The 21,490-nt window shown below is 62.2% G+C and carries 17 protein-coding genes; 5 read left to right on the top strand and 12 right to left on the bottom strand.

The annotated features are described in order from the left end of the window. Positions 1-352: 352 nt before the first annotated feature. A complete protein-coding gene (locus ABIB90_RS37365; protein WP_354171341.1) occupies positions 353-2,047 on the top strand; it encodes a sensor histidine kinase in 1,695 nt (564 codons plus the stop codon). Positions 2,048-2,160: 113 nt separating this feature from the next. On the opposite strand, the gene ABIB90_RS37360 is transcribed toward ABIB90_RS37365, so the two are convergent. The 6 genes from ABIB90_RS37360 to ABIB90_RS37335 all read right to left on the bottom strand — a co-directional run bounded on the left by ABIB90_RS37360 (position 2,161) and on the right by ABIB90_RS37335 (position 9,051). Further along, positions 2,161-3,078, bottom strand: a complete 918-nt coding sequence (locus tag ABIB90_RS37360) for a DUF2950 domain-containing protein (protein ID WP_354171343.1) — start codon at positions 3,076-3,078, stop codon at positions 2,161-2,163. Beyond that, the gene (locus ABIB90_RS37355; protein ID WP_354171416.1) at positions 3,075-4,712 is read right to left on the bottom strand and encodes a DUF3300 domain-containing protein; all 1,638 of its coding nucleotides are present in this window, start codon (positions 4,710-4,712) and stop codon (positions 3,075-3,077) included. Before ABIB90_RS37355 ends, ABIB90_RS37360 begins: the two co-directional genes overlap by 4 nt. Positions 4,713-4,816: 104 nt before the next feature. Next, the gene (locus ABIB90_RS37350) at positions 4,817-5,809 is read right to left on the bottom strand and encodes an ABC transporter substrate-binding protein (RefSeq protein WP_354171345.1); all 993 of its coding nucleotides are present in this window, start codon (positions 5,807-5,809) and stop codon (positions 4,817-4,819) included. Between the two features lie 149 nt (positions 5,810-5,958). Beyond that, positions 5,959-7,302, bottom strand: coding sequence for a TAXI family TRAP transporter solute-binding subunit (locus ABIB90_RS37345; RefSeq protein WP_354171347.1), 1,344 nt, complete (start codon positions 7,300-7,302; stop codon positions 5,959-5,961). Between the two features lie 113 nt (positions 7,303-7,415). Then, positions 7,416-8,648 carry an HlyD family secretion protein gene (locus ABIB90_RS37340; RefSeq protein WP_007592953.1) on the bottom strand — a complete coding sequence of 411 codons (1,233 nt, stop codon included), beginning with the start codon at positions 8,646-8,648 and terminating at the stop codon, positions 7,416-7,418. Further along, positions 8,641-9,051, bottom strand: a complete 411-nt coding sequence (locus tag ABIB90_RS37335) for a hypothetical protein (protein ID WP_007592955.1) — start codon at positions 9,049-9,051, stop codon at positions 8,641-8,643. Before ABIB90_RS37335 ends, ABIB90_RS37340 begins: the two co-directional genes overlap by 8 nt. A gap of 181 nt (positions 9,052-9,232) precedes the next feature. Between ABIB90_RS37335 and ABIB90_RS37330 the strand changes: the two genes are divergently transcribed. Next, positions 9,233-9,685: a hypothetical protein gene (locus ABIB90_RS37330; protein WP_219684383.1), complete on the top strand. Its 453-nt coding sequence runs from the start codon at positions 9,233-9,235 to the stop codon at positions 9,683-9,685. Positions 9,686-9,721: 36 nt separating this feature from the next. Next, positions 9,722-10,522, top strand: a complete 801-nt coding sequence (gene ppk2 / locus ABIB90_RS37325) for a polyphosphate kinase 2 (RefSeq protein ID WP_007592959.1) — start codon at positions 9,722-9,724, stop codon at positions 10,520-10,522. An 85-nt stretch (positions 10,523-10,607) separates the two neighbouring features. Here the strand turns inward: ppk2 and ABIB90_RS37320 are convergent, their stop codons facing one another. From ABIB90_RS37320 to ABIB90_RS37295, 6 genes are all read right to left on the bottom strand, one after another. Then, positions 10,608-11,072, bottom strand: a complete 465-nt coding sequence (locus ABIB90_RS37320; RefSeq protein ID WP_007592964.1) for a hypothetical protein — start codon at positions 11,070-11,072, stop codon at positions 10,608-10,610. Between the two features lie 160 nt (positions 11,073-11,232). Continuing rightward, entirely contained in the window at positions 11,233-11,670 is a 438-nt protein-coding gene (locus tag ABIB90_RS37315; protein ID WP_007592965.1) for a hypothetical protein, read from the bottom strand. Between the two features lie 31 nt (positions 11,671-11,701). Beyond that, positions 11,702-13,402, bottom strand: coding sequence for an aspartate:alanine exchanger family transporter (locus tag ABIB90_RS37310; RefSeq protein ID WP_354171351.1), 1,701 nt, complete (start codon positions 13,400-13,402; stop codon positions 11,702-11,704). A gap of 14 nt (positions 13,403-13,416) precedes the next feature. Continuing rightward, entirely contained in the window at positions 13,417-16,170 is a 2,754-nt protein-coding gene (locus ABIB90_RS37305) for a decarboxylase (protein WP_354171353.1), read from the bottom strand. Between the two features lie 206 nt (positions 16,171-16,376). Further along, entirely contained in the window at positions 16,377-18,083 is a 1,707-nt protein-coding gene (locus tag ABIB90_RS37300; protein ID WP_354171355.1) for a SulP family inorganic anion transporter, read from the bottom strand. Continuing rightward, positions 18,083-18,757 carry a YoaK family protein gene (locus ABIB90_RS37295; protein ID WP_354171358.1) on the bottom strand — a complete coding sequence of 225 codons (675 nt, stop codon included), beginning with the start codon at positions 18,755-18,757 and terminating at the stop codon, positions 18,083-18,085. The genes ABIB90_RS37300 and ABIB90_RS37295 overlap by 1 nt, the downstream gene beginning before the upstream one ends. Positions 18,758-18,880: 123 nt before the next feature. On the opposite strand from ABIB90_RS37295, the gene aspT reads away from it, so the two are divergent. After that, complete coding sequence (gene aspT, locus ABIB90_RS37290; protein WP_354171360.1) at positions 18,881-20,569, top strand: aspartate-alanine antiporter; 1,689 nt, start codon at positions 18,881-18,883, stop codon at positions 20,567-20,569. Positions 20,570-20,613: 44 nt separating this feature from the next. Then, complete coding sequence (locus tag ABIB90_RS37285; protein WP_502917063.1) at positions 20,614-21,468, top strand: alpha/beta hydrolase family protein; 855 nt, start codon at positions 20,614-20,616, stop codon at positions 21,466-21,468. The last annotated feature ends 22 nt before the right edge of the window (positions 21,469-21,490 follow it).

The following is a 21,490-nucleotide window of genomic DNA, read 5'->3' as shown; positions in this document are numbered from 1 at the left end:
CGAACGTGACGACCACAAGATCGCCCCTCAAGGATGAGCCGGGATGAGCGACACATACGTCAAAACCGAATTTCGGTAAAGTGGAATATTTTTGCAAAGAGGGGTTGACGGCGCTGGCGGGTGTTTCGCTCGACGAGTCCCGCGGCTTTAGTTTAATGCGCAGCCTCATACTGGAGGGCCCCATGGCATGGAATCCGAGTCACTCTTGGCGACGTACGCGGAGCGTGTCCATCGGGAGCACACCATCCGCACCATTGGCGGGAGCCCCCAGTCTATATCCACCTCTCAATCAGGCGCTTCACTGAGGGCGTTTAGACGAGTAGGATGTGTCTCGCGGTGCTCCGGAGGCGGCATGAGCCAGCGCAAGTTCATGGGACTTGGCGGCGGTGCGACAGCATCAGGGCCGGGCATTGCGCTAGCTAGCGAGCGATTGGCCAACGCAGCCGCCGAGCCCGCTTACGATGATGAGCAAGAATTCCCATTGGTCATCGCGAACATCCCCGCAACCCCCCGCCAAAAGGCCTGGGCCGTGGGTGTCGCCGTCTCGCTCATCGTCCTTGCAGCGGTCATCGCGCCGTTCGCCCGGATCCAATTGGGCCAGATCAATGGTTTCGTTCCAGTCTTGCAGACCGCGTTGGCCCTGGCCGAATTCATCACGGCAGCCCTGCTGTTTGCTCAATTTTCGATCCAGCCTCAGCGGGCACTTCTTGCACTCGCAAGCGGATACGTTTTCAGCGGATCGTTCGCATTCTTGCAAACGCTCGCCTTTCCGAACGGATACGCTCCCGCGGGTCTCATTGGGGACGGACTGAACAGCCCCGCTTGGCTTTACGTGTTTTGGCACACGGCTTTTCCCGCAGCGATCCTAGTGTACGGATTCACAAAGGATCGTTCCACCGCCGGCAGACCAGGCAGACCTGCGATAGCCGCGATCGTGTTAGCATTCGGCTGCATCGCCGCCACGGTGGCGGGACTGACGTGGATGGTGACCGGGAAAGCCGAGTTTCTCCCGAGCTTCTACGTGAATGACGTCAGGCATCAGACGCCTCTCGGTAATCAGGTCAACCTGATACTTTTGCTTTGGAATGTGACTGCTCTCACCGTCCTGTTTGCGCGCATGCGCACCATTCTTGACCTTTGGTTGATGGTGACTTTGCTCGCCTACCTGCCCAATTTCCTGGTGGCGATCATCGGCAGCTCGGTTCGATTCACCGTGGGTTGGTACGCAGCACGCGGTTTCGTTCTGGTCGGCAGCTGCATGTTGCTGACCATATTGCTCATCGAAACGATGTTTATCTATTCGCGCCTCGCCAGCGTCATCGCCCTGCAGCGACGCGAACGAGCGAACCGGCTTCTCAGCATCGACGCGGTCACTGGTGCGATCGCCCATGAGCTGAGATCGCCGTTAGGGGCCATCTCGCTCAATGCTGCGACAGGGCTCAGTCACCTCCGAGCGACCTCGCCTGAACTGGAGGAACTCGAGAACATCCTCTGTGACATCGAAGCCGATGGCAGCCGGGCCGCAGACATCATATCGAGCATTCGCGAGATGACGATCAAAACGGCGCACGGCGGCGCTTCGGCAAACGTCGAGGATGTCGCCGAGTTGGCGCGCAGGCTGCTGAGGCACGATCTCCTGGCCAACGGCGTATCAGTAACGACGGAGTTTCAGGGCAACATTCCTCCAGTCGTCCTGGACGGCACTGAGCTCCAGCAGATTCTCCTGAACCTCTGCAAGAACGCGATTGACGCAATGAGCTCTGTCCCCGCCGATCAACGAGAGCTGCGTATGAAAACCCGTCTTGATGGAGGCACAACGGTCCATTTGTCCATTGAAGACTCGGGCGCCGGCATTTCGCCACGTGATCAAGAGCGCATCTTCGATCCGTTCTTCACGACGAAACAAGGCGGTATGGGATTGGGGCTGGCTATCTCCTGCAATTTGGCCGCAAGGTGTGGAGGAAAGCTGAGGCTGATCAAATCGGACGTCAAGGGCTCCATTTTCGAGCTGGAAATTCCAGTTTCCGCTCCCGCTTCGGCGCCATGACGGTACGGGACCGTCACGACCGTTCCGCATTTCGCTCACTTCATAGAGATCATGATCGTGCTGAGGTTGGCGATCGATACGAGGGTGCCAGACGCAGTATCTCCGTCAGTCGCTCAGGGTTTTGCACCATCGACCTTCTTCCAGGTCTGGTCCGGGTCGAATGCGGTGATACGGGAGGCGAGGACTTTGGTTCGAGGCCCGAGATCCTTCTGGTAGACAACGCCCCCATGGTTGACCAGGAAGGTCATGACGCCGGAATTGCCGTACTCGGCAGGCCAGGCGATGAGCGCGAAACCTCCGATCATCTTGCCCTTGGCCACATAGTTGAGCGCGCCACCTGGCACGTTCGACCCCTGCCCCTTCAGGATCCGGAAATAATAGCCGTGATAAGGCGCCGCACCCTCCTCGGGCTTGTAGCCTTCGGCCGAAGCCTGCGCCGCCAATGCACCGAGCGGGCTCTGGTCGTTGTCGTCGCGCCAGAACAGTCCATCCTTCTTGCCGGCACTGCTGACGATGCGCTGCGCGTACACGCCAATACCCTCACCGCGATCCTTGTCGGCGTATTCGTTCTCGGCATCGACAAAGGCGAGACTGGTCTGGATCGCGTCGAGTTCATTGCGGCCGATGCGGCGATACAGCACCTCAATGCGGCCTTCGGCGGTATCGAATTCCCAGCCGGTCCTGGTGTTGACGAGCGGGATCGGGAATGGGAAGTCGTCCGGGCCCAGCACCAGCGTCGCCTTCTTGTTGCCCTCCGCCTTGATCGAATGCTTGGCCTCATACATCGAGGTGAAGCGTTGCCGGATATCGGCATCGGCGACTTCGTCGCCGGACGAGACGATGTCCTCGGCAGCGCTGCCGAGGACTTTCAGGATGGCCCGGTCGGGCCCGCTTTTGACGGCGGCAGCGAGCGCCGCCGCTGCATCCTCCGGTGTCGGGTAAGATTGCTGCGCCCGGGATGGCGAACTCATGAGCGCCAGCGCCATGATGCCCGGCAGCGCGACGCGATGAAGCGACTTAAAGCTCATCATGGCATCACCTCCGCAGGAATCGTTGCGCCGCCGGCGAGCCAATCCCGATACGTACGGAATTTTAGACCGAGCTTCTCGTAATAGACCCGGAGATAACCATCGGCTCCGCGGGTAACGGCTTCTGGCTTCACCTCTTCGACTTCCTGCGCAATGACCCCGACATAGGCCTTGTCGCTGCCAATATAGCTGAAGCGGTAGTAACCAAGCCCGTTGGCGAGATAGCCGAGCAAAACGACATCGTGCTTGAGCACGATGTCGGAGCGGCGCCCGCCGCCGCCACCGCCCCGGCCGCCGCCACCACCGCCCTGGAATCCGCCACCGCCGCCACCACGACCGGCGAAGCTCGCGCCGCCACCGCCGCCACGCGGTCCCATGCTCGCCATGCTGGCGTGACCGCGGGCCGATGCTGCGGCCGCCGAGCGGCCAGACGATACGTTCAGCGCACTCCCGCCGCGTGGGCTGCCGCCAGCTCGGTTCGCGGCCTTGGCACCGCCGCCCCCCTTGGTCCCGGCGTTCTTGGCGCCCGCGTTTTTGGCACCACCCGCCTTGCCCGCGCGATCGCCGCCAACTTTGGCGCGATCGCCTCCCGCCTTGGCGCGATCCCCGGCGCCTTGACGGTCGCCACCTCGGTCGCCAGCGCGATCTCCCGCACGGTCACCGGCGCGATCTGCGCCACCAGGCCGATCCTGTCCCGGCTTCTGCTGTCCGTCGCGGCCGCGGAAATCCATCCGGTCGGCGGCGCCGGCCTTCAGATTGCTATTGCCGAAGCGCTGCTGAACGTTGGCGTTGTTGTAGCGTACCCCTTGGCGATGCGAGGGATTGTGCTGCCAGCCATTTCCGATGTTCGTGGTCCGGTGATTGATATAGACGTTGCGGTTGCCCCAGTTGCAGCCGCCGCCCCAATAATTGCCCCAGCGACCGATGGCCCAAGCCGTGCCGAAGGCGAGACCCGCCGCGACGACGCCTGCGCCGATGTAGGATGGGTAGCCGAAGTAATATGGTGGATACTCGTTGTAGGGCCACGCGCCGTAGACCGTCGCAGGCTCGTAGTACGGCACGTACATCGTATCGGGAACCGCCGGCTCGATCACGACCACCTGCCTGCTTTCCTCGGTCTTGACGCTCACCTTCTGCTGCTTGGTGGTCACCAGCTTTTTGTTGTCATAAGCCTTGGTCCGCAGCCGCTGGACCGCATCCATCACATCCGGCTGCTGTGCCAGCACGGCGTCGCCCAGCGCCTTGGTCCAGTCGAGCTTGTCGCTCATCATGGTCAGGACCTCGGCGGTCGAAGCTAGTGCCTTGATGCTGTCATCCCACGGCTGCTTCTCGACTTCCGTCTTCAGGGCATCACCCTTCAGAGCCTTGCGCTCTTTCAGCCAGCGATCGGCCTGAACGACTTCCAGAGGATAGGTGGACGCGGCCAGCACGTTAGCAAGCAGTTCGTCCGGATAGAGCGCAATCGGTGCGACCAGGGCTTCGAGCTGCTCCGGTTTCAGAAGCTCTGCGGCTTGCCCGGGGGGATTTGCCTGCTGTGGGCTGGAGGCCGGCGCCTTATCTGCGGTCTGCGCCGCCGCCGCCAGCGGAATCGCGATCACGAGCGCAAGCGCCATCAAGGTCCTGCCGCAGCAAAACATCAGATCCTCCATACACATGTCCGACGATCATCAAACCCGAGAGCTGGCGTTTGTTGATCGAGATCAACGAAACGCTGCCTCATCCCCCGCCACGCCCGAGCAAGCTAGTCGATCAGCTCAGCCTCCATGAGCAATCGCTCCGGGATTGCCAGTCCGAGGGCGTGAACGGCTCTCATGTTGATGACGAGATCGAACCTCGTGGCGAATTGCACCGGAAGACTGCGGACATCGGCGCCGCGAAGGATGCGAGCCACATAGCCAGCGCCATCGCGAAACTGCTGCGTCAGGTCGGCGCCATAAGACATCAGCCCGCCATTCACAGCATAGAAGCGGACGGCGAAGATCGCCGGCACGCGCCGCTGGGCCAGCAACGGGATCGCCATGGCGCTCTGAGCACTGAAGAAACCGCCATCCGGCAGCACGACGAGCCCGCTGCCATTCCGCGCCGCCGTCTCGATGACCCCCGCGATCTCGGCGCCGCTGCGGACGGCGACGCCGGTAACCGTCATGCGCAGGCGATTTTCCACCTGGTGTGCGGCCTGAAGATAAAGCGGCGCGTATGGTGCGGTCTCGGGATTGTACAGAAGCATCGCACTGCTCATGCTGGGTACCAAGTCCTTTAACAAGCTCAGCCATTTCCCGCTCATAGCATGCTCGTAAAGCGAGAAGCCGGTAAGATTGCTGGTCGGCCTTGCCAGATCGACGACGAGGCCTGTCCCGACCGGATCCGAGAGCCCGACAAAGATGATCGGAATGATCTGCGTTGCAGCCCGCAGCGCCCGTGTCGTCGCCGTGCTGGTCGCAAACAGCACGTCGGGTCCGGTGGCAACAAGTTCGCGAGCTTCACGTTGCTGCCATGTCGGATTGGAGCCCGGCCAGCGCACATCGAGTCGGTAGTTCTGATTGGCGATCCAGCCGAGGTCGGCGAGACCCTGCTGAAAGGCATTGACGCGCATCTGTGCGCCGCCATCGCCCACCAAATTGCCAGTCAGCACGCCGACCGACGGCATCGGCCGCGGTGCCCCATCCTGAGCGCGCGCGAAAACCGGACAAGCAACTGCAGTCCCGATCAAGGCCATGAACTCACGGCGCTTCATTGCCCGTCCGCTATCCCCCTGATGTCCCGCACCCTTCGCATGACGCGATTGCTGAAGGAAACGGGGTTGGCGGCCGGAGGGTTTGATCAAGATCAAGGTCGCTGAGCTTGGGGTCGGCCGTGATTGGACTTGGTCTGGAGTGACCACCGTCAGGTGCGGTCAACTGGCTGACCGAGCGCTTGCTCATGTCCGTGCGCGGACAGCAGGATCCGACGGTCGTGAATCAGGCTCTGAAGACGATGCGCAGCGACATTCAATGTCGTGACATCGAGCGCATTCTCGTCTCCTGCAGCGGCCTTGGCGCGCTGGCCCTGGAGCACCCGGTCGATCTCGACCTCGATATCGGACAGTTCGGCCTCCGCCTCCGTCCTGCGTATCCGCGCGCCCAGCGCATACAGCGAGTCCAGGCCCCGTTCATCCTTAGAGGGATCACGCACCTGAAGGAATTTCCAGGCCGCGGCCAGCACCGAGATGAGGCCGCCCAAAATCATGGGCGCGAGAAAGATGATGTTTCCCCATTCGTCCAGAAAGCTCTGCTGCGTTCCGTTGTAGAATGCTGCGGCGCCAGGATGAACCGGAAGGAAGGCGTCCGAATCCGTGCTCGGCGCGGTCATTTGAGAGAGTATCGGCAATTCCCCCAGCAGATCCCTGCGTGCCTTCATCAGGGCGTCGGCGAGGCTGCCGGCCACCTCAGCGCTGAGCTGCTTTCGCGCGACCACGTAGAAAGAGACCCGCAACGTGGTCAGATCCTCGCTCGGGATAGGTGGCGAACCGCGCAGCGTGCCCTTCGGGACATCGAAGCTTTCATAGGCGCGCTGCTTCTCCGCGATGGCACCGGCCGCATCGATCGGAAGCAGAACCGGCGCGGTCTTGGGCGTCTGCAGAAAGAGGCCGCGTAACAGAGCAAGATATTTTTCGGCAAGAGGAACGACGACCAGGATCGCCCGCACCTCCTTGGCATCGAGTGCACGCCGCGCATCGGCCGGCTGGAGATTGCGGAACGTCACATTGGCACGTCCCAGACCGTATTCGTCGCTCAGAACGTCGATGAGCTTGCGATTCATCTCGCCGCCGATCACGCCGACGCTGGTGCGCTTCAGACCAGCGATTTCGGTAATGGAGGAGCCCGGCGGCGCAACCAGCAGGACAACGGCGTGGGCGAGAACCACGATAGCCTGCGCCTGCGATAGGTCGCCGACGTCGCCCCGGACGACAGCAAGCTCGACCTTTTCCGCCGCAAACTGCTCGGCAGCATCAACCGCGTTGGTCGTTTCCACCAGTCTGAGCCGGACCGGGGCGTTCACCACGGCAAGCCGGCTCGCCAGTGCCGAGACCAGACGCGCGGCCTCACCGTCCAGCGATCCGACGGCGATGGTCAGCGTCGTGGGGCGAGAATACCACCGGTAGCCGAACAGACCAGCTCCAAGCACGAGCACGACAGCGCTGGCGACAATGAAGGAACGAAGCCAGATCGGCATTTTTGCGGGGACCATGTGGCGCTCACAGTGAATATGCGCTGACTGGTCGGACTGGCTCATGACGCCAGACCGGCTCAACTGAGGCGCATCGCTGAACCGAAATGCGATTCAAGCCAAAGCGATGCCGGTCAGTGCCCGCTGAGCACCAGCGTCTTGATCGGCAGCAGCAGCGCCTGAATTCGCAAGAGCATGGCGTGCACGAGGCCGACACCATCGACGACGTGCAAGGCAATTGCCCGGCCTGTACCGGTCTCCTTGGCCGAGATCTCCTCGTGATTGCTGGTGTAGGCATTGACGATGCAACTGCTGCCCGGCGTCACGCCGTCGAGGCCGCCCTTGTACAGCGGCTCCAGGAAGGCGAGTATCGAACCCGGCTTACGTGCATTCTGAGCTTCAATCAATTCCTGGCCAGCCTGCACCTGGCCGGCGGCGATGTAATCCTGCACATCGGTGACAAGGAGCGGAATGATCACCCATGGCTTGGAGATGCAGGTCGCTTCTGCGACCATCCCTACCTTCACCACCCCCGCTTCAATCTGTCCAAACCCGGCCTGCAGCCTACCCCTGCCGGCATCCGCCGGTATCAACACGCCGGCGGGGCGCATGATCTGGGCAACGAGATCGCCCGTCCGAACGAGGAACTGCTCGACCCGACCGTCGACGCCGGCGCGAACGAAGGTCTTGTCGAGATCGACCTGCGCTTCAGCCAACGCCGCCTGGCCGCTGGCTTTTTCAGCCGGCAACAGCGTTGAAAGCCGCAACATCGCCGACGTCTTGGACGCGGTGGCCGAGTCCACACCAGCCTGCCGCTGGTTGACCACGACCTGTAATTTCTCGATATCGCGTTGCGGGACGATACCGGGATTGCGGCGCTGCAGCTCCGTCTTGACGTCCAGCTCGTCCTTGGCCTGCTGAAGGCTGGCCTTGGCTTCCTGGATCTGCGCTTCGGCCTTGACCACGTCGTTTTCGGCGCTTGTCATCGCGGCGTCGACCTCGGCGATCTTGCGGGTGGCCGTCTCCAAGGCGGCCTTCTGCTTCGAACTGTCCAACCTGAACAGCACGTCGCCCTTCTTCACTGCCTCGCTGTAGCCGACATTGACTTCCGCGACGCGGCCGGAGCCTTCAGGCAGGATCGGGACTGTCCGAAAATAGAGCGCGGCCGAGGTCGTTGACGGGTGAAAGTAGAAGATCATCGTGATCAGCGAAATCGTCAGCATCAAGCAGCCGGTGATACCCCATCGCAATTCGTACCAGATGGAAAAGAAGGTGATTTCCTTGCCGAACCGTTTGCCTTGGGCATAACGTCGGTAGAGGTAGTCCGGCAGGATGGTCAGGATGGAGCAGAACATGAGCTCAAACATGGCTGTGTTCCTTTCCCTTGACGATCGGCTTTTCAACCGGCGGCAAGCTGGGGAGTTCTGGCTCGCGACCCTCGCCGGGCGCGGCGTCAGCGATCCTCTCAACCGAGCCTGCGATACTCCGCAGCGGCGTGCCGAAATCTGGCAAGTCGATCATCGCGAGCAGAAGGCCGGCCACCCAGAAAATGTGCATGTGCGTAAAGAGCGAGATGATGCCCAGCACGGCCACGATCTCGAACTGCAGCTTCTGCGACTTGTGCGCCATTCGTTCGGGCAGGCTGTGCAGCTTCCAATAAAGCGTGCCAACCCAGAGTACGGTGCCGATCAGGAAGATCCCCATCACCACCATCAGCACGTCCGTGCCGCTTCCCGGCGCGAGGTAGAACGGCAGATGATGCGGGGCCATCGGATGAAGTTGCTCGCTCAATGGTCGCCTCCACGGAAGGGATCAGGGCGGTCTGCGCGCCGGCTCGTTACCGTGGCCGCGCAGGTGGGAAAATTGCTTGATATGAATCAAAGGTCCGAACGGCGCGAAACCTAGCTTAGCCCTGACGCCGACCCCACAGCAAGCCAGGAACGCCCCAATCATGCCCGGCATCGATGAGCTCATTCCCAACGCACTGCAAATTCGCAAGGAAGCTGCGCTCGAGGAAGCCAGAAAGGCCGAGGAATATGTTCGCCTCGCCGCCGCGGCCGAAGCCGAGAAACGCGCTCTGATCGAACGGCTGAGCAAACCGTCCGGCAAATCCGAGGAGGAGAAAATCAAGCTCGCCTCGACCATCATCCAGCGCGCGGTTCGCAACGGCCTGACCGAAGTGCAGGTCTATCGCTTCCCGAACACCCTGTGCACCGACAAGGGCCGCGCAATCAACCAGATGGAGGCGGGCTGGGAGAAAACGCTGACCGGAATTCCAAAAGAGATCTTCGAACTCTGGACCGAATACCTCAAGCCTCGCGGCTATCGCATCGGCTATCAGGTCATCGATTTTCCTGGCGGCGTGCCCGGCGACATCGGCGTCATCATTTCCTGGGGCGACTGATCACGTTTCGGCCGAGTTAAGAGAAGGCGGAGCGGCATGGCAAAGGACGAAGCCTCAGAGCGGATGAAGCGCAAGGACTACGAGAAGGAGCTCGAAAAGCTCCAGATCGAGCTTTGCCATCTCCAGGATTATGTGAGGGAAAACAAGCTTCGAGTCATCGTCCTGTTCGAAGGCCGCGACGCGGCCGGCAAGGGCGGCACGATCAAGGCGATCACAGAAAAGGTCAGCCCGCGCGTGTTTCGCGTGGTGGCGCTGCCTGCGCCATCGGATCGCGAAAAGACCCAGCTTTTCTTCCAGCGCTACATGAAGCAGTTTCCGGCCGGGGGCGAGATCGTGATCTTCGACCGCAGCTGGTACAATCGCGCCGGCGTCGAATATGTCATGGGATTCTGCTCGCCCGCCGAGCACGATCGTTTCCTGTCGCTCTGCCCGCAGATGGAAAAGTACGCCATCGACGGCGGCATCATCCTGATCAAGATCTGGCTCGAGGTCGGGATGGAGGAGCAGGAGCGCCGCTTCAACGCCCGCATCGACGATCCGGTGCGGCAATGGAAGCTGAGCCCGATGGACCTCGAATCCTTCAAGCGCTGGTATGATTATTCGCGCGCGCGCGACCTGATGCTCAAGAAAACGAACACGAAGGACGCGCCTTGGTACATCATTCGTTCCGATGACAAGCGGCGGGCGCGGCTGAACTGTATCGCGCACATCCTGGAGGCTATCCCGCACAAGCGGATCAAGAAGGACAAGGTGAAGCTGCCGAAGCGCTCCGACAAAGGACGCTACAATGACCAAGCGGTCCTGCGCGGGATGAACTTCGTCGCCGAACGTTATTGACGAGGTGATCGAACGCACTGCCGGTGCGGTCTGATCCTTGACCGCGCTGCTGACGGTCCGCTGGGTCCGTCAGCAGCGCATTCTTTCAATACGGGTACTGGTTGGGACAGACCCAGTTGCCGTACGTGTCCTGATAACAACCGTTGTTGTTGTTGTAGTATCCGTAGGCGCCCGCGGCGGCCGCACCGACGGCAGCAGCGCCGTAAGCCGCGCCTCGATAGCCATATCGCGGATAGCCTCCGGGATAACCGGCGACGGGACGGCCGGGACGGCCCGCAACGGGGTAACCGGGGCGACCCGGACGACCGGCGATGGGATGGCTTGGCCGCGGACCTCCTGCGTAATGGCGTCCGCCTCCGCCATGGATCCGCCCCGCGTGAACGGCGCCGCCACGATAGCCACCGCCATGAAAACCTCCGGCGCGCATGCCCCCTCCACCTCCGCGATAGCCACCACCGCCACCTCCGCGGCGGGCATAGGCATCATCGGGAATGAGCATTGCCGTGAGAAGAACGACGGCCGCAACAAGAGCCAGAAGATAACGAAGCATGGCATGTCCTCCCTCGATATGGGTACCGTGATCCGCTTTTCGACGATGCCTCGCGAAACGCGGCTGGCATCCGAACCTGGCGCTGATTTGCCGCCGCTTCCCTGACTTACGTGCATGAGAGAAGCAGCCGTCATTCAGCTAGAGCGGCGCGAGTGCCGCTCTACCGCTTCAAAGCTATCGTCACGCCCCCCACAGCGGCCGACAGCTCCGCACCGACCTTCGGTCCGCTAAGCTGCAGAATCACGCCGTTGCCGTTTTGGAGCTGAACGGCACCTGCGCCGGCAGCGATAGCACCGCCCGCACCGCCGACAGCGTAGGAGCCTTCGATCGACTCCGGCCCCCTCAGGTTGAGGGCGCGACCGACCAGCTTGGTGGTCGAAGCGCCGATCGTGAAGCCGACGCTCATACCCGAGACGGTGAAGGGATATTTGTGGCCGCGATACAGCAGAACGCCCTCGCCGCCACCGACGCCAACGATGAAACCGCCCTTGGTGAAGACAACGGCGACCTGGCCGGTCTCTGCCCGCGACGGCGTGCTGAAGCCGGCGACGCCTGCCAGCGAAGCGACCAGGGCGGCATAGATAGCGACTTTTCTCATGAGTCTTATTTCCTCTGGTTGTGACGCCGAGCTATTGAGCCAGGATCATTGCGAAGTAGCCGAACACGGTGAGCAGAATGCCGGACACCGCGTACCCGACCGGGAACCCAATCCAGGGCACGGAGCTCTGGATTTCCACCGCGGCCTCACGGCACGGCCCGGAGTGAGATCGCGCACCGGCAACGCCGCCCATCAACACGGCCGGGTTGATCTTGAAGACGTGGAAGCCGATCGCCCAGACGATGAACGGCGGAATCGTGCAGGCAATGAAGCCGGCGACGAAGATCTTCAACGCGACCGCACCCGTGAGCTGCGCCAACAACCCGGCGCCGGCATTGATGCCGACGATGGCGACGAAGACCACGAGGCCGAGATCCTCCAGCACGTTGCGCGCCGCGTTCGGCGTATTGCCGAAGAAGCGCAGTCGCGAGACCAGCGATGAGACGATCACGCCGGACAGCAACAGACCGCCGGCATTGCCGAGGCCGATCTTGGCGCCGAAGGCCGGAAATTCGATCATGCCGATCAGGAAGCCGATGATCATGCCTGAGGCGAGCGTCAACAGATCGGTCGAGGTGTTGGTCCGCGCAATGCGTCCCCACATGTCGCCGAGCTCGTTGACAGCCGACTTGATGCCGACCACCGAGACGATGTCCATCCGCTGCAACTCGGTCTTGAGACCGGCCGGAATCTGCACGCCGCCACGTTCCACCTTGGTGACCTGCAGCTGGCCGGCGATGGCCGTATCGCGGAAGGATTCAAAGGTCCGTCCGGCCATCTCCTTGTTGGTGACGAGGATGTCTGCCTGATCCATGGGAATACCGAGTGCCTTGGCGTCGGCAACCTCCGGACCGAGCAGGCCCATCTTGTCGGTGAGATGCTCGGTCGAGCCGCCGAGCGCGACGACGTCGCCCTTTTGCAGAACGAGTTCGGGGTCGGCACCCAGCGGTTCTCCTCGGCGCGCCACATTGACGATGCGGTATTCGGGATTCATCGTGCGGAATTTGGCAATGCTCATGCCGACCTGGGCCGGATTATCGAGCCGGTAGGCACGCAGGCCGAACTGCCGGTAACCGGTCAGGCCACCACCCTCGAGGTCCTTGACGCCAAACTCCTGCTCGTACTGCTTGGCTGCGGCCTTGGCGTCGACGCCCCACCAGCGCGGCAGATATTTGCAGATTAGGATGATGCCAACGGTGCCCCAGATATAAGTGATGCCGTAGGACAGCGCGATCATGCCCGACGCGTCTTCGGGCTTCATGCCTTCGGGAAGCTTCACGACGCCCGAGGTGATCGCCTGCTCAGCCGAGCCAATCGCGGCCGACATGGTCTGCGATCCCGCCAGCATGCCGCCGGCAGCGCCGATCGGCAGCGCAAAGAGCTTCGAAAGCATAACGACAAGCGCAAGACCGAGAACGCTCGACACCAGCGCCAGGATGCAGAACTTGAGACCATCGCCCTTCAGGCTGTTGATGAAGGACGGTCCCACACGTAAGCCGACGCCATACATGAACAAATAGTAGAACAGGCTCTTGGCGAACGCGTTCAGCTCAAGCTTCACGCCGTAGACCGACGCCCAAACCGAAAGGGCTGCGCCCACCACGATGGCGCCGGCGACCATGCCGAGGCCGTAACCCTTGATGCTGGCCCGGCCGATCCAGACGGCGAGCCCAACGACGAAGAACAGCAACAGAAACGGGTTCTGCTGCAAGAACGTGAAAAAGCTCTGCATATCCGTCCCCTTTATTACGATGCCGCCTTCAGCTTCGGCGCGGCGCCGGGCTTGGGCCGCCCAATCTTCGCCAGGGCTTCGGCACGTACGAGCTTCAGCCCTTCCTTGGCGTCGTAGCCGTGGATTTCCTTCACATCGAGCTTGCGCATGAAGTCGATGGTTTCCTGGGTGATGACCTGCCCCGGCACCATGATCGGGAAGCCCGGCGGATACGGGATCACGAAACTGGCGGAGACGAGGTCGGGACCGGCCTTGAGACGACGGTCGATCTCGGAATCGCCGAGCCGGATATATTCGCATCCCGCTGCGTCATAGGCCGAGTAGAAGCCGCTACGAATGTCGCCCTCGTTGGTCCTGGTGCCGGCATCGCCACGGAAACTGTCGTGGAACTGCGAGAAGTTCGGCAAGTCGGGCACATCGGTCATCAGGCTCTTGACGCGCGCCTCGAAGGTCTTCTTCGCATTGGCGCCGCCCTGAACCAACCCGCGGTCGACCTCTCCCGCGATCTCGGCCAGCACCCTCACCAGATGCGCGACGTCGCTGCGGGTATTGTTGATGTTGGACTGGAACAACACAGAATTGCGCGATGTCTTGTTGATCTGGATGTTGTAGTCGTTGGCCAGGATGCCCTTGAACTGCGTACCGTCGTAGCCGGCGGTGCCGCAGACCAACGTCATCCGGGTCGGGTCGAGGCAGAACTCGTCGTCGTCCAGGCTCTTCAGGACGCTCGCCCAGTTCATGCCTGTTGCGAGATAGTCGGTGAAGCCGCTCTGGCGATATTGCGCCGGCACCATCGCGTCCGCACCGAGAATCCGGAAGTATTTCGAGATCAGCGGATTGCTGTTGACCGCTTTGCGGATCGCGAACGCAATTTCGATCGCGTTGGCGACGAGACCGTAGCCCTCAAGCTCCATCTGGCGCCGCGAGACATCGAGGCTGGCGATGAGCTGCTGGTTCGGGCTGGTCGACGCGTGCGTGAACACCGCCTCCTTGAACTGCTGCTCGACGGTGTGGAATTCGACGTCCTTGACCGACAGCATCGAGCCCTGCCGGATCGCCGACATCGACTTGTGGGTCGAGTTGGTCTGGTAGACGCGCAGGCGGATCTGACGCGGATCCGGGATCAGACGAGTCTTGAGCAGCACCTCGTCCGAGGGGGTCTTGCCGAGGTCGGCCTGCTGCTTCTCGTAAGCCGCGACCGATTTCGGATCATGCATCCAGGTCTCGATCTCGTTGGCGGCGCCCATCGCGGTCCGTCGCCGCAGGAACGGAGAGAAGCGCGCGAAGCCGAACCAGGCTTCGTCCCACAGGAAGATCAAATCCGGCTTGATCGCGAGACATTCCTCCATCACCCGGCGGGTGTTGTAGATGTGGCCGTCGAAGGTGCAGTTGGTCAGGTCAAGCATCTTGACGCGGTCCAGGCGGCCGTCGGCTCTGGCATTCAGCAGGGCCTGCTTGATGGTCTTCAGCGGCACCGCGCCATACATCGAATATTCGGTCATCGGGAACGCTTCGACGTAGATGGGCTGAGCACCGGCCAGAACCATGCCGTAATGGTGCGACTTGTGGCAGTTACGATCCACGATCGCGATGTCGCCTGGCCCGAGCAGCGCCTGCACCGCCATCTTGTTGGATGTCGAGGTGCCGTTGGTCACGAAGAACACGCGATCGGCGCCGAGCGCGCGTGCCGCCTTATCTTGCGCTCTCTTGATGGTGCCCGTCGGCTCCAGCAAACTGTCGAGACCGCCGGTGGTCGCGCTGCTCTCGGCCAGGAACAGGTTCAGCCCGTAGAATTCGCCCATATCGCGGATCCAGTCCGACCTGAAGACAGATTTGCCGCGAGCGATCGGTAGCGCATGAAACGTCCCGATCGGGCGTTGCGCGTATTTCTTGAGATTGTCGAAGAACGGTGTGTCGAAGCGATCCTGGATCCCTTCGAGGATGGAGAGATGCAGCTCGAGGAGCTCTTCGATGGAGTAAAATATCCGCCGAACCACATTGGCTTCGGGGTTCCCCGCCATTGCCTCCACGTCGCGATTCGACATCAGGTAGATGTCGAGCTCGGGACGTACCCGCTTGATGACGTGCGCCAGCCGGAGCGCGGACGCGTCCGCCTCGTCATTGATGCCCGCGGCGGCGGTCATGGTGCGGAGTATCGGCGCATCGTGGCGCGAGCGCAGGCCGAACCCTTCGTTGATGACGACGGCGGCGATATTGGGGTTGAGCATCGTCGCGCAGAAGGCGTCTTCAAGACTACCGACGATCACCGGCTCATAGACGAAAGAATCGACCGGACGGCGCAACTTGCGCCATTCGGCGGCGAGCGCCGGCCAATGGTTGGACGAAAGGCCGGTGACGATCAGTGTCTCGAAATAGGGTCGATGGCCCTCATGCGATCCGAAAGTTGACGGCACAAGCTCGGGCGCATCACCGTTGCCGTCGTCCTTGGCATTCCAGTCGCCGGCAAGCTGGCGGAAAGATCTCGTCATCAACGCCTGCGTGATGCGCGTCGCGAGAGCAAGTGAACCCGCCGCATCCCCGGCCGAGGCCGCTTCCCGCAAAGCCGCCATCAACTGCAGCCCCGGATAGCCGTGAAACTCCTCTATCACGGAGAGATCCGCCAGCGCCGCATCGTACTTCGTGCGGTCACCGCCGCGCGCCCATGCCTTCGCTGCCTCCACCAGATCGCGCCAATCATCCGCCCGTCCGCCGGGCCCGGAAATGAACTGATCGATGCGCTTTTCTGCAGCCTTGGCGTCCTTGGGCATGTCTCTCTCCGGATCTTTTTGCGACGTCTCCGCCGGAGATCGTGATGCCCGCGCACCTCGGTCCATTGATCCAAGTCAAGGGTCGCGCCTCTTGAAGAGACCTGGAGTAATTTGCGGTGCGACATCGTCCAAGGCGCTGCCGCGTGACGGATCGAGGACGATGGTGAGATCGCATCAGAGACGACCGCCAATAAGTCGGGCGGATCCTATGGATTGGGATCAGATGATTGTCCGGCCATGCTTTCCCCGAGTACGCTGCCGACCGAACGAAGCCACGCCCCGCTGTCAGTCTTTTCCGCCAGTCCTTCAGCCCGCAGAAGATCGCGCAATTGCGCGTGCGCGCCAACGATGCGGAAGGTGATATTTCGGGAGGCGAGTTCGTCATAGAGATCATGCAACATGCGCGCGCCGGCCAGATCGATGTAGGGCGATGCCGACAGATCGCAGACAACCAGCTTGACGCCGACCGATAGCGGCAAGGTGCCTAACACTGTTTCCAGGATCGTTTCAGCATTGATGTAGAGCAGCGAGGCTTCGGGTCGAAACGCGATGATGCCGACCAGGGGCTCGACGCCTTCATGCCTCGCATTGTCGGAATAACGGCCGGTGCCGGGCAGCCGGCCGAGGAATGCGACATTCGGACGCGAGGCCCGCGCCAGCAGCAGCACGATCGATGCGACAGCCGCGAGCAGGACGCCTTGTAATATCCCCAGGAGCAGCACCGACACCAACGCGATTGCCGCAGCATAGAAGTCGATGCGGCTGACTTGCCACATCCGCACCAGCGCTCGGATGTCCACCAGCCTGTAGACGGCCGCAAAAACGATTGCGGCAAGTACTGCCTTGGGCAGATTCGTCAAGAGCCCCGTGAAGAACAGCAGGCATAGCGCGAGCGTCGCCGAGCAGATCACCAGGGCCAGCGGCGTGCGCGCTCCGGCATTGTCGTTGACGGCAGATTGCGACAACCCGCCGGCCACGGGATAGCCGTGGCCGAACGCGGTGACGAGGTTCGCCGCGCCGAGCCCCAAGAACTCCTGCCGGACATCGAGGGTATAGCCGTGCTTGGCAGCAAAGCTGCGGGCGGCGGAGACGCCTTCGATATAGGCCAGCAGCACGCATCCCGCAGCCAGCGGGAACAGTTCGTCCGGCTCCAATAGACCAAAGCTGGGTAATCCAAACGCCGGCAATCCCTCCGGAATTTTGCCGGTCACCGGCACGCCAAGCGACGGAAAACCAAGCAGTGTCGCCAGCATGATCGACAACGCCATGATCGTGAGCCCGACCGGCCTTCCCGGCAGCCGCCGTTCTCCCACCAGCAGGAACAAGAGCGCAATGGCTCCGATCGCCAGAACCAGCCAATTGATGCCGCCGAGCTGGCCGGCGAGCTTGATGGCGCGGTCGAAGAAATTGTGACCGCCTCCGGGGACGCCGAACAGGCTCGGCAACTGGCTCATCACGATGGTAAGTCCCGCGCCGGCCTTGAAGCCGACCAGGATACTGTCGCTCACCAGGCGGACGAGAACGCTGAGCTTGAACAACCAGGCAATCAGACAAAGCAGCGCCACTGCGCATGCGGCCAGGCTCGCGATCTCGGCGTATTTCGCCGCGTCTCCGCCGGCAAGTGCTCCGACAGTGGCCGCAATCATCAGTGAGATCGCGGAAGTCGGACCAATTGCAAGCTGGCGCGACGACCCGAGCAACGCGTAGCCGATGCCTCCGAGCATGTAGCCGTAGATGCCGATTTGGGGCGGTAGGCCCGCCAGCGTGGCATAGGCCAGCGACACCGGAATGGCGTAAGCCGCAAGCGTGATGCCGGCGATGGCGTCCGAACGCAGCCAGGCGCGGTGATACTGCGCCAGCCAGGTTGCGGGCGGAAACAGGAAGATCCAGTGCCATTTCCACCCGGAAGACATCAGAGCCTGCCCTCCTCGCTTGAGGCTTCGCAGAGCAACAGCACGACCAGCAGTGCGATCACGGGGAGACCGAGCGCCAGATTCGGGATTTGCTTGGTCGCGAAGGCGCCCACAGCCGCCCCGAGACCAAAGGAGACACATAGGGTGGCAAAAATGCCGGGGGGACGGAGCGCCCCATCGCCAGCGGCCGCAGTGAACAGGCCTTCAATTGCCTGCCGCATGTTACCCGTGATCATGACGGAGCTGTAGACCACGCCCTCCACCCTCGTGAAGACGGCGCTCTGCACGGCGGCGACGAATGAAATGCCAAGCGTTCCCGCAAGATCCGGCAAGCGATTGTGTAGGACGGCGATAGCGACCAGCAGGAGGATTTCGATCAGCGTGCTGATCGCGCTAGCGCGCTTTCCGGTTACCCGGCGCAGCCATGACGCGACGACGATACCAACCGCGAACGCAAGGATCGGTGGGACGAAGTGGAGCGCTTTCGTCCAGTCGCCGATCGAGCCATAGACCCACAGCAGCACGAGATTTGCCGTCTGGGCATTGGCCATCACGCCGTGGATGATCCACGTATAGGCGTCGAGATAGCCGCCCGCGAAGGCCAGCAGCAGCGCGATTGGCACCGTTTCGTCGCGGCGTATCGACGAAGCAACGGCGGTATCCATCGTGCTCATGTCCCCACGTCAAGTCCTGCGGCTCAACAGGGAGCGGCTTAACCCCGGCAGGGGTTGATCTGAATCAAGCATCGCCGGATTTGACGAACCAGATTTAGCGCAAATCGCTGGAGGGCCTGCACCATGAGCACGGTCAGATGGATCATCTCCGCCGCGCCGGAAATCTTTCTGCTGCTGTCGGTCGCGCTCGGCACCATTCTTGGCCGCGTCCGGATTCACGGTTTTTCGATCGGTACCACCGCGTGCACGCTCATCGTTGCCGTCCTGATCGGGCAGCTCGGCACCTTCACGTTTCCCTCCCTGTTGAGGGTCATTCTCTTCAGCCTGTTCGTGTTCACGATCGGCTACCGGTCGGGGCCCGAGTTCTTTGCCTCGCTGAGCATCCGGACCCTGGCTCAGGTCGCCCTCGCGCTCGTGCTTGGTGGCACCGGCCTCGTCATCGTTCTCATATTCGCCCATGTATTCGCGCTCGGTCCCGGCACCGCTTCCGGTCTTGCTGCGGGAGCCCTGACACAGTCGTCGGTCATCGGCACCGCGTCTGGGGCACTATCCCAGCTCGGACTGGCCAAAGAGGTGCTGCAGCAGCAGGACGCCAATATCGCCGCCGGGTACGCCGTCACCTACGTGCTCGGCTATATCCTCACGCTCCTGTACGTGCCGTTCGTCGCGCCGAAATTGATGCGGATCGATTTGAAAGCGGAAGCTGCAAAGCTCGAGGCGGAGCTGTCGGGTGGCAACCCGCCACAGACCGAAAATCTGCATTATCGAAAGTTCCAGGCGCGCGCGTACCGGGTGTCGGCAGCGGCGGGCCGGACCGTCGGCGCCGTCGAAGACCAGATCGGCAGCCGCAGCGTGATCGAGCGGATCGTGCGCCAGGGCGCTGACGTCGAACCGCATCGCGACACCGTTCTTGAAGCGAACGACGACATCGTTATCGCAGGCCGCACCGCCGCCATTGTCGCTGCAAAGCCGATTGTTGGCACAGAAATCGACGCCGACGAGATCCTGAAGGCTCTTCCAGGCAACGTGGTCGACGTCCTCGTCGACAATCGCAAGCTCCATGGCCGCTCCGTCAAGGACATGGCTGAACGCGTCGGCGACGCCGCGCGCGGCGTGTTCCTGCGCACCCTGACGCGGATGGGACGCGAGGTCCCGTTGAGTGCGGACACCCGCGTCTATGTCGGTGATGTCATGACGCTGGTCGGCAGCACCCGCAACATCGAGCGCGCCGCCTCGCAGGTTGGACAGATCCTGAGCTCCGAAGACCGCACCGACATCGCATTCCTTGCCGCAGGCATTGCCATAGGTCTGCTCGCCGGCCTCGCGAGCGTCAAGATCGGTTCAGTGCCTCTGACTCTGGGCGGCGGCGGCGGTGCCTTGATAGCGGGACTTTTCTGCGGCTGGCTGCGCTCGCGGCGGCCGACGATGGGCGCGATGCCGCCTGCAGCGCAGCAGACGCTGAGCGATCTCGGTCTTGGCGGCTTCATCGCCGCGATCGGGCTCGGGAACGGCCATGCGGCCTGGGTCGCGATCCAGTCGCACGGCATGCTGCTGGTCGGCATGGGCCTGGTCGTCACGCTGGTACCGCTGATCGTGACGACCCTGTTTGCCCATCGCGTGCTCCGCATGAACCCGGTCATCATTTGCGGCGCGCTGGCCGGCGCCATGACTGTCGACGCCGCGGTGACCGGGGCCTGCGAAGTTGCAGAAAGCCAGACGCCGGTGCTCGGCGTGGCCGTGCCTTACGCTGTTGGCAACGTCGTCCTGACCGTGCTTGGACCGATCATCGTGGCCAGCACTTTCGCCGGTTGAAGGAGGCGCGCGTGAATCTCCGCCATGCTTCAACAGCGACCTATCTGGCAGGAGCGCTGAGCATCTTGGCCTGCTTTCTTGCCCCTGTACGCGCCGACGACAATGCTCGGATCCAGGAAGAGGTCTGGGCCCTGCCGCTCCCGCTGCCGATGTTCGCCTATGTGGTGCGGCCGGTCGGCGACGGCCCCTTCCCGCTGGCGATCATGAACCATGGCGTGTCGCTCAAAGCGGTCGACCGAAGCTTTTTCCCGCTGGTGGAATTCCGCAATGCCGCGAAGTGGTTCGCCAGCCGCGGCTATTTCGTCGTAGCGCCGGTCGGAACCGGCTACGGCGCGGCCGCCATCGATATTCCCGAGCACGGTCTTTACGGGCCCTTCTTCTCCAAGGTCGGAAGCTGCACCAATCCGAACTTCCACGACGCCGGGCGTGCGGTGGCACAAGTCGATCTCTGGATCATCGACTACATGGTGGCCGAGAAGCGCGTTCTGCCGAAGGACGTGATCGTCATCGGACAGTCCGCAGGCGGCTGGGCTTCCATTGCGCTCTCGAGCGCAAACCCTCCGCAGGTCAAGGCGATCATCACCTTCGCCGCAGGACGCGGCGGCCGCGTCGATGGCAAACCCAATAACAATTGCGCACCGGACAAGCTGGTCGAAGCGACCGCCGATTTCGGCCGGACGTCGCGGGTGCCAATGCTGTGGTTCTATATCGAGAACGACACGTTCTTCGGCCCTGCCCTATCGAAGCGCATGCATGAGGCCTTCACCGCGGCCGGCGGCAGGGCCGAATATCATCTGATGCCGCCCTTCGGCGGCGAAGGACATTTCTTCATCGGCTCGCCCGACACGATCCCGATGTGGTCACCGCTCGTCGAACGATTTCTTGACGCGCAGAAATAGCCGCAGAGGCTGGCGTGGAGGT

Source organism: Bradyrhizobium sp. JR4.1 (assembly GCF_040548605.1).
In the GTDB taxonomy this organism is placed as follows: Bacteria; Pseudomonadota; Alphaproteobacteria; order Rhizobiales; family Xanthobacteraceae; genus Bradyrhizobium; species Bradyrhizobium canariense.
This window is presented reverse-complemented; position numbering and strand designations above follow the sequence as displayed.

Coding starts and splice junctions, on each gene's coding strand:
- ABIB90_RS37365 (WP_354171341.1), top strand. CDS start 353: ATGAGCCAGCGCAAGTTCATGGGACTTGGCGGCGGTGCGACAGCATCA.
- ABIB90_RS37360 (WP_354171343.1), bottom strand. CDS start 3,078: ATGATGAGCTTTAAGTCGCTTCATCGCGTCGCGCTGCCGGGCATCATG.
- ABIB90_RS37355 (WP_354171416.1), bottom strand. CDS start 4,712: ATGTTTTGCTGCGGCAGGACCTTGATGGCGCTTGCGCTCGTGATCGCG.
- ABIB90_RS37350 (WP_354171345.1), bottom strand. CDS start 5,809: ATGAAGCGCCGTGAGTTCATGGCCTTGATCGGGACTGCAGTTGCTTGT.
- ABIB90_RS37345 (WP_354171347.1), bottom strand. CDS start 7,302: ATGGTCCCCGCAAAAATGCCGATCTGGCTTCGTTCCTTCATTGTCGCC.
- ABIB90_RS37340 (WP_007592953.1), bottom strand. CDS start 8,648: ATGTTTGAGCTCATGTTCTGCTCCATCCTGACCATCCTGCCGGACTAC.
- ABIB90_RS37335 (WP_007592955.1), bottom strand. CDS start 9,051: ATGGCCCCGCATCATCTGCCGTTCTACCTCGCGCCGGGAAGCGGCACG.
- ABIB90_RS37330 (WP_219684383.1), top strand. CDS start 9,233: ATGCCCGGCATCGATGAGCTCATTCCCAACGCACTGCAAATTCGCAAG.
- ppk2 (WP_007592959.1), top strand. CDS start 9,722: ATGGCAAAGGACGAAGCCTCAGAGCGGATGAAGCGCAAGGACTACGAG.
- ABIB90_RS37320 (WP_007592964.1), bottom strand. CDS start 11,072: ATGCTTCGTTATCTTCTGGCTCTTGTTGCGGCCGTCGTTCTTCTCACG.
- ABIB90_RS37315 (WP_007592965.1), bottom strand. CDS start 11,670: ATGAGAAAAGTCGCTATCTATGCCGCCCTGGTCGCTTCGCTGGCAGGC.
- ABIB90_RS37310 (WP_354171351.1), bottom strand. CDS start 13,402: ATGCAGAGCTTTTTCACGTTCTTGCAGCAGAACCCGTTTCTGTTGCTG.
- ABIB90_RS37305 (WP_354171353.1), bottom strand. CDS start 16,170: ATGCCCAAGGACGCCAAGGCTGCAGAAAAGCGCATCGATCAGTTCATT.
- ABIB90_RS37300 (WP_354171355.1), bottom strand. CDS start 18,083: ATGTCTTCCGGGTGGAAATGGCACTGGATCTTCCTGTTTCCGCCCGCA.
- ABIB90_RS37295 (WP_354171358.1), bottom strand. CDS start 18,757: ATGAGCACGATGGATACCGCCGTTGCTTCGTCGATACGCCGCGACGAA.
- aspT (WP_354171360.1), top strand. CDS start 18,881: ATGAGCACGGTCAGATGGATCATCTCCGCCGCGCCGGAAATCTTTCTG.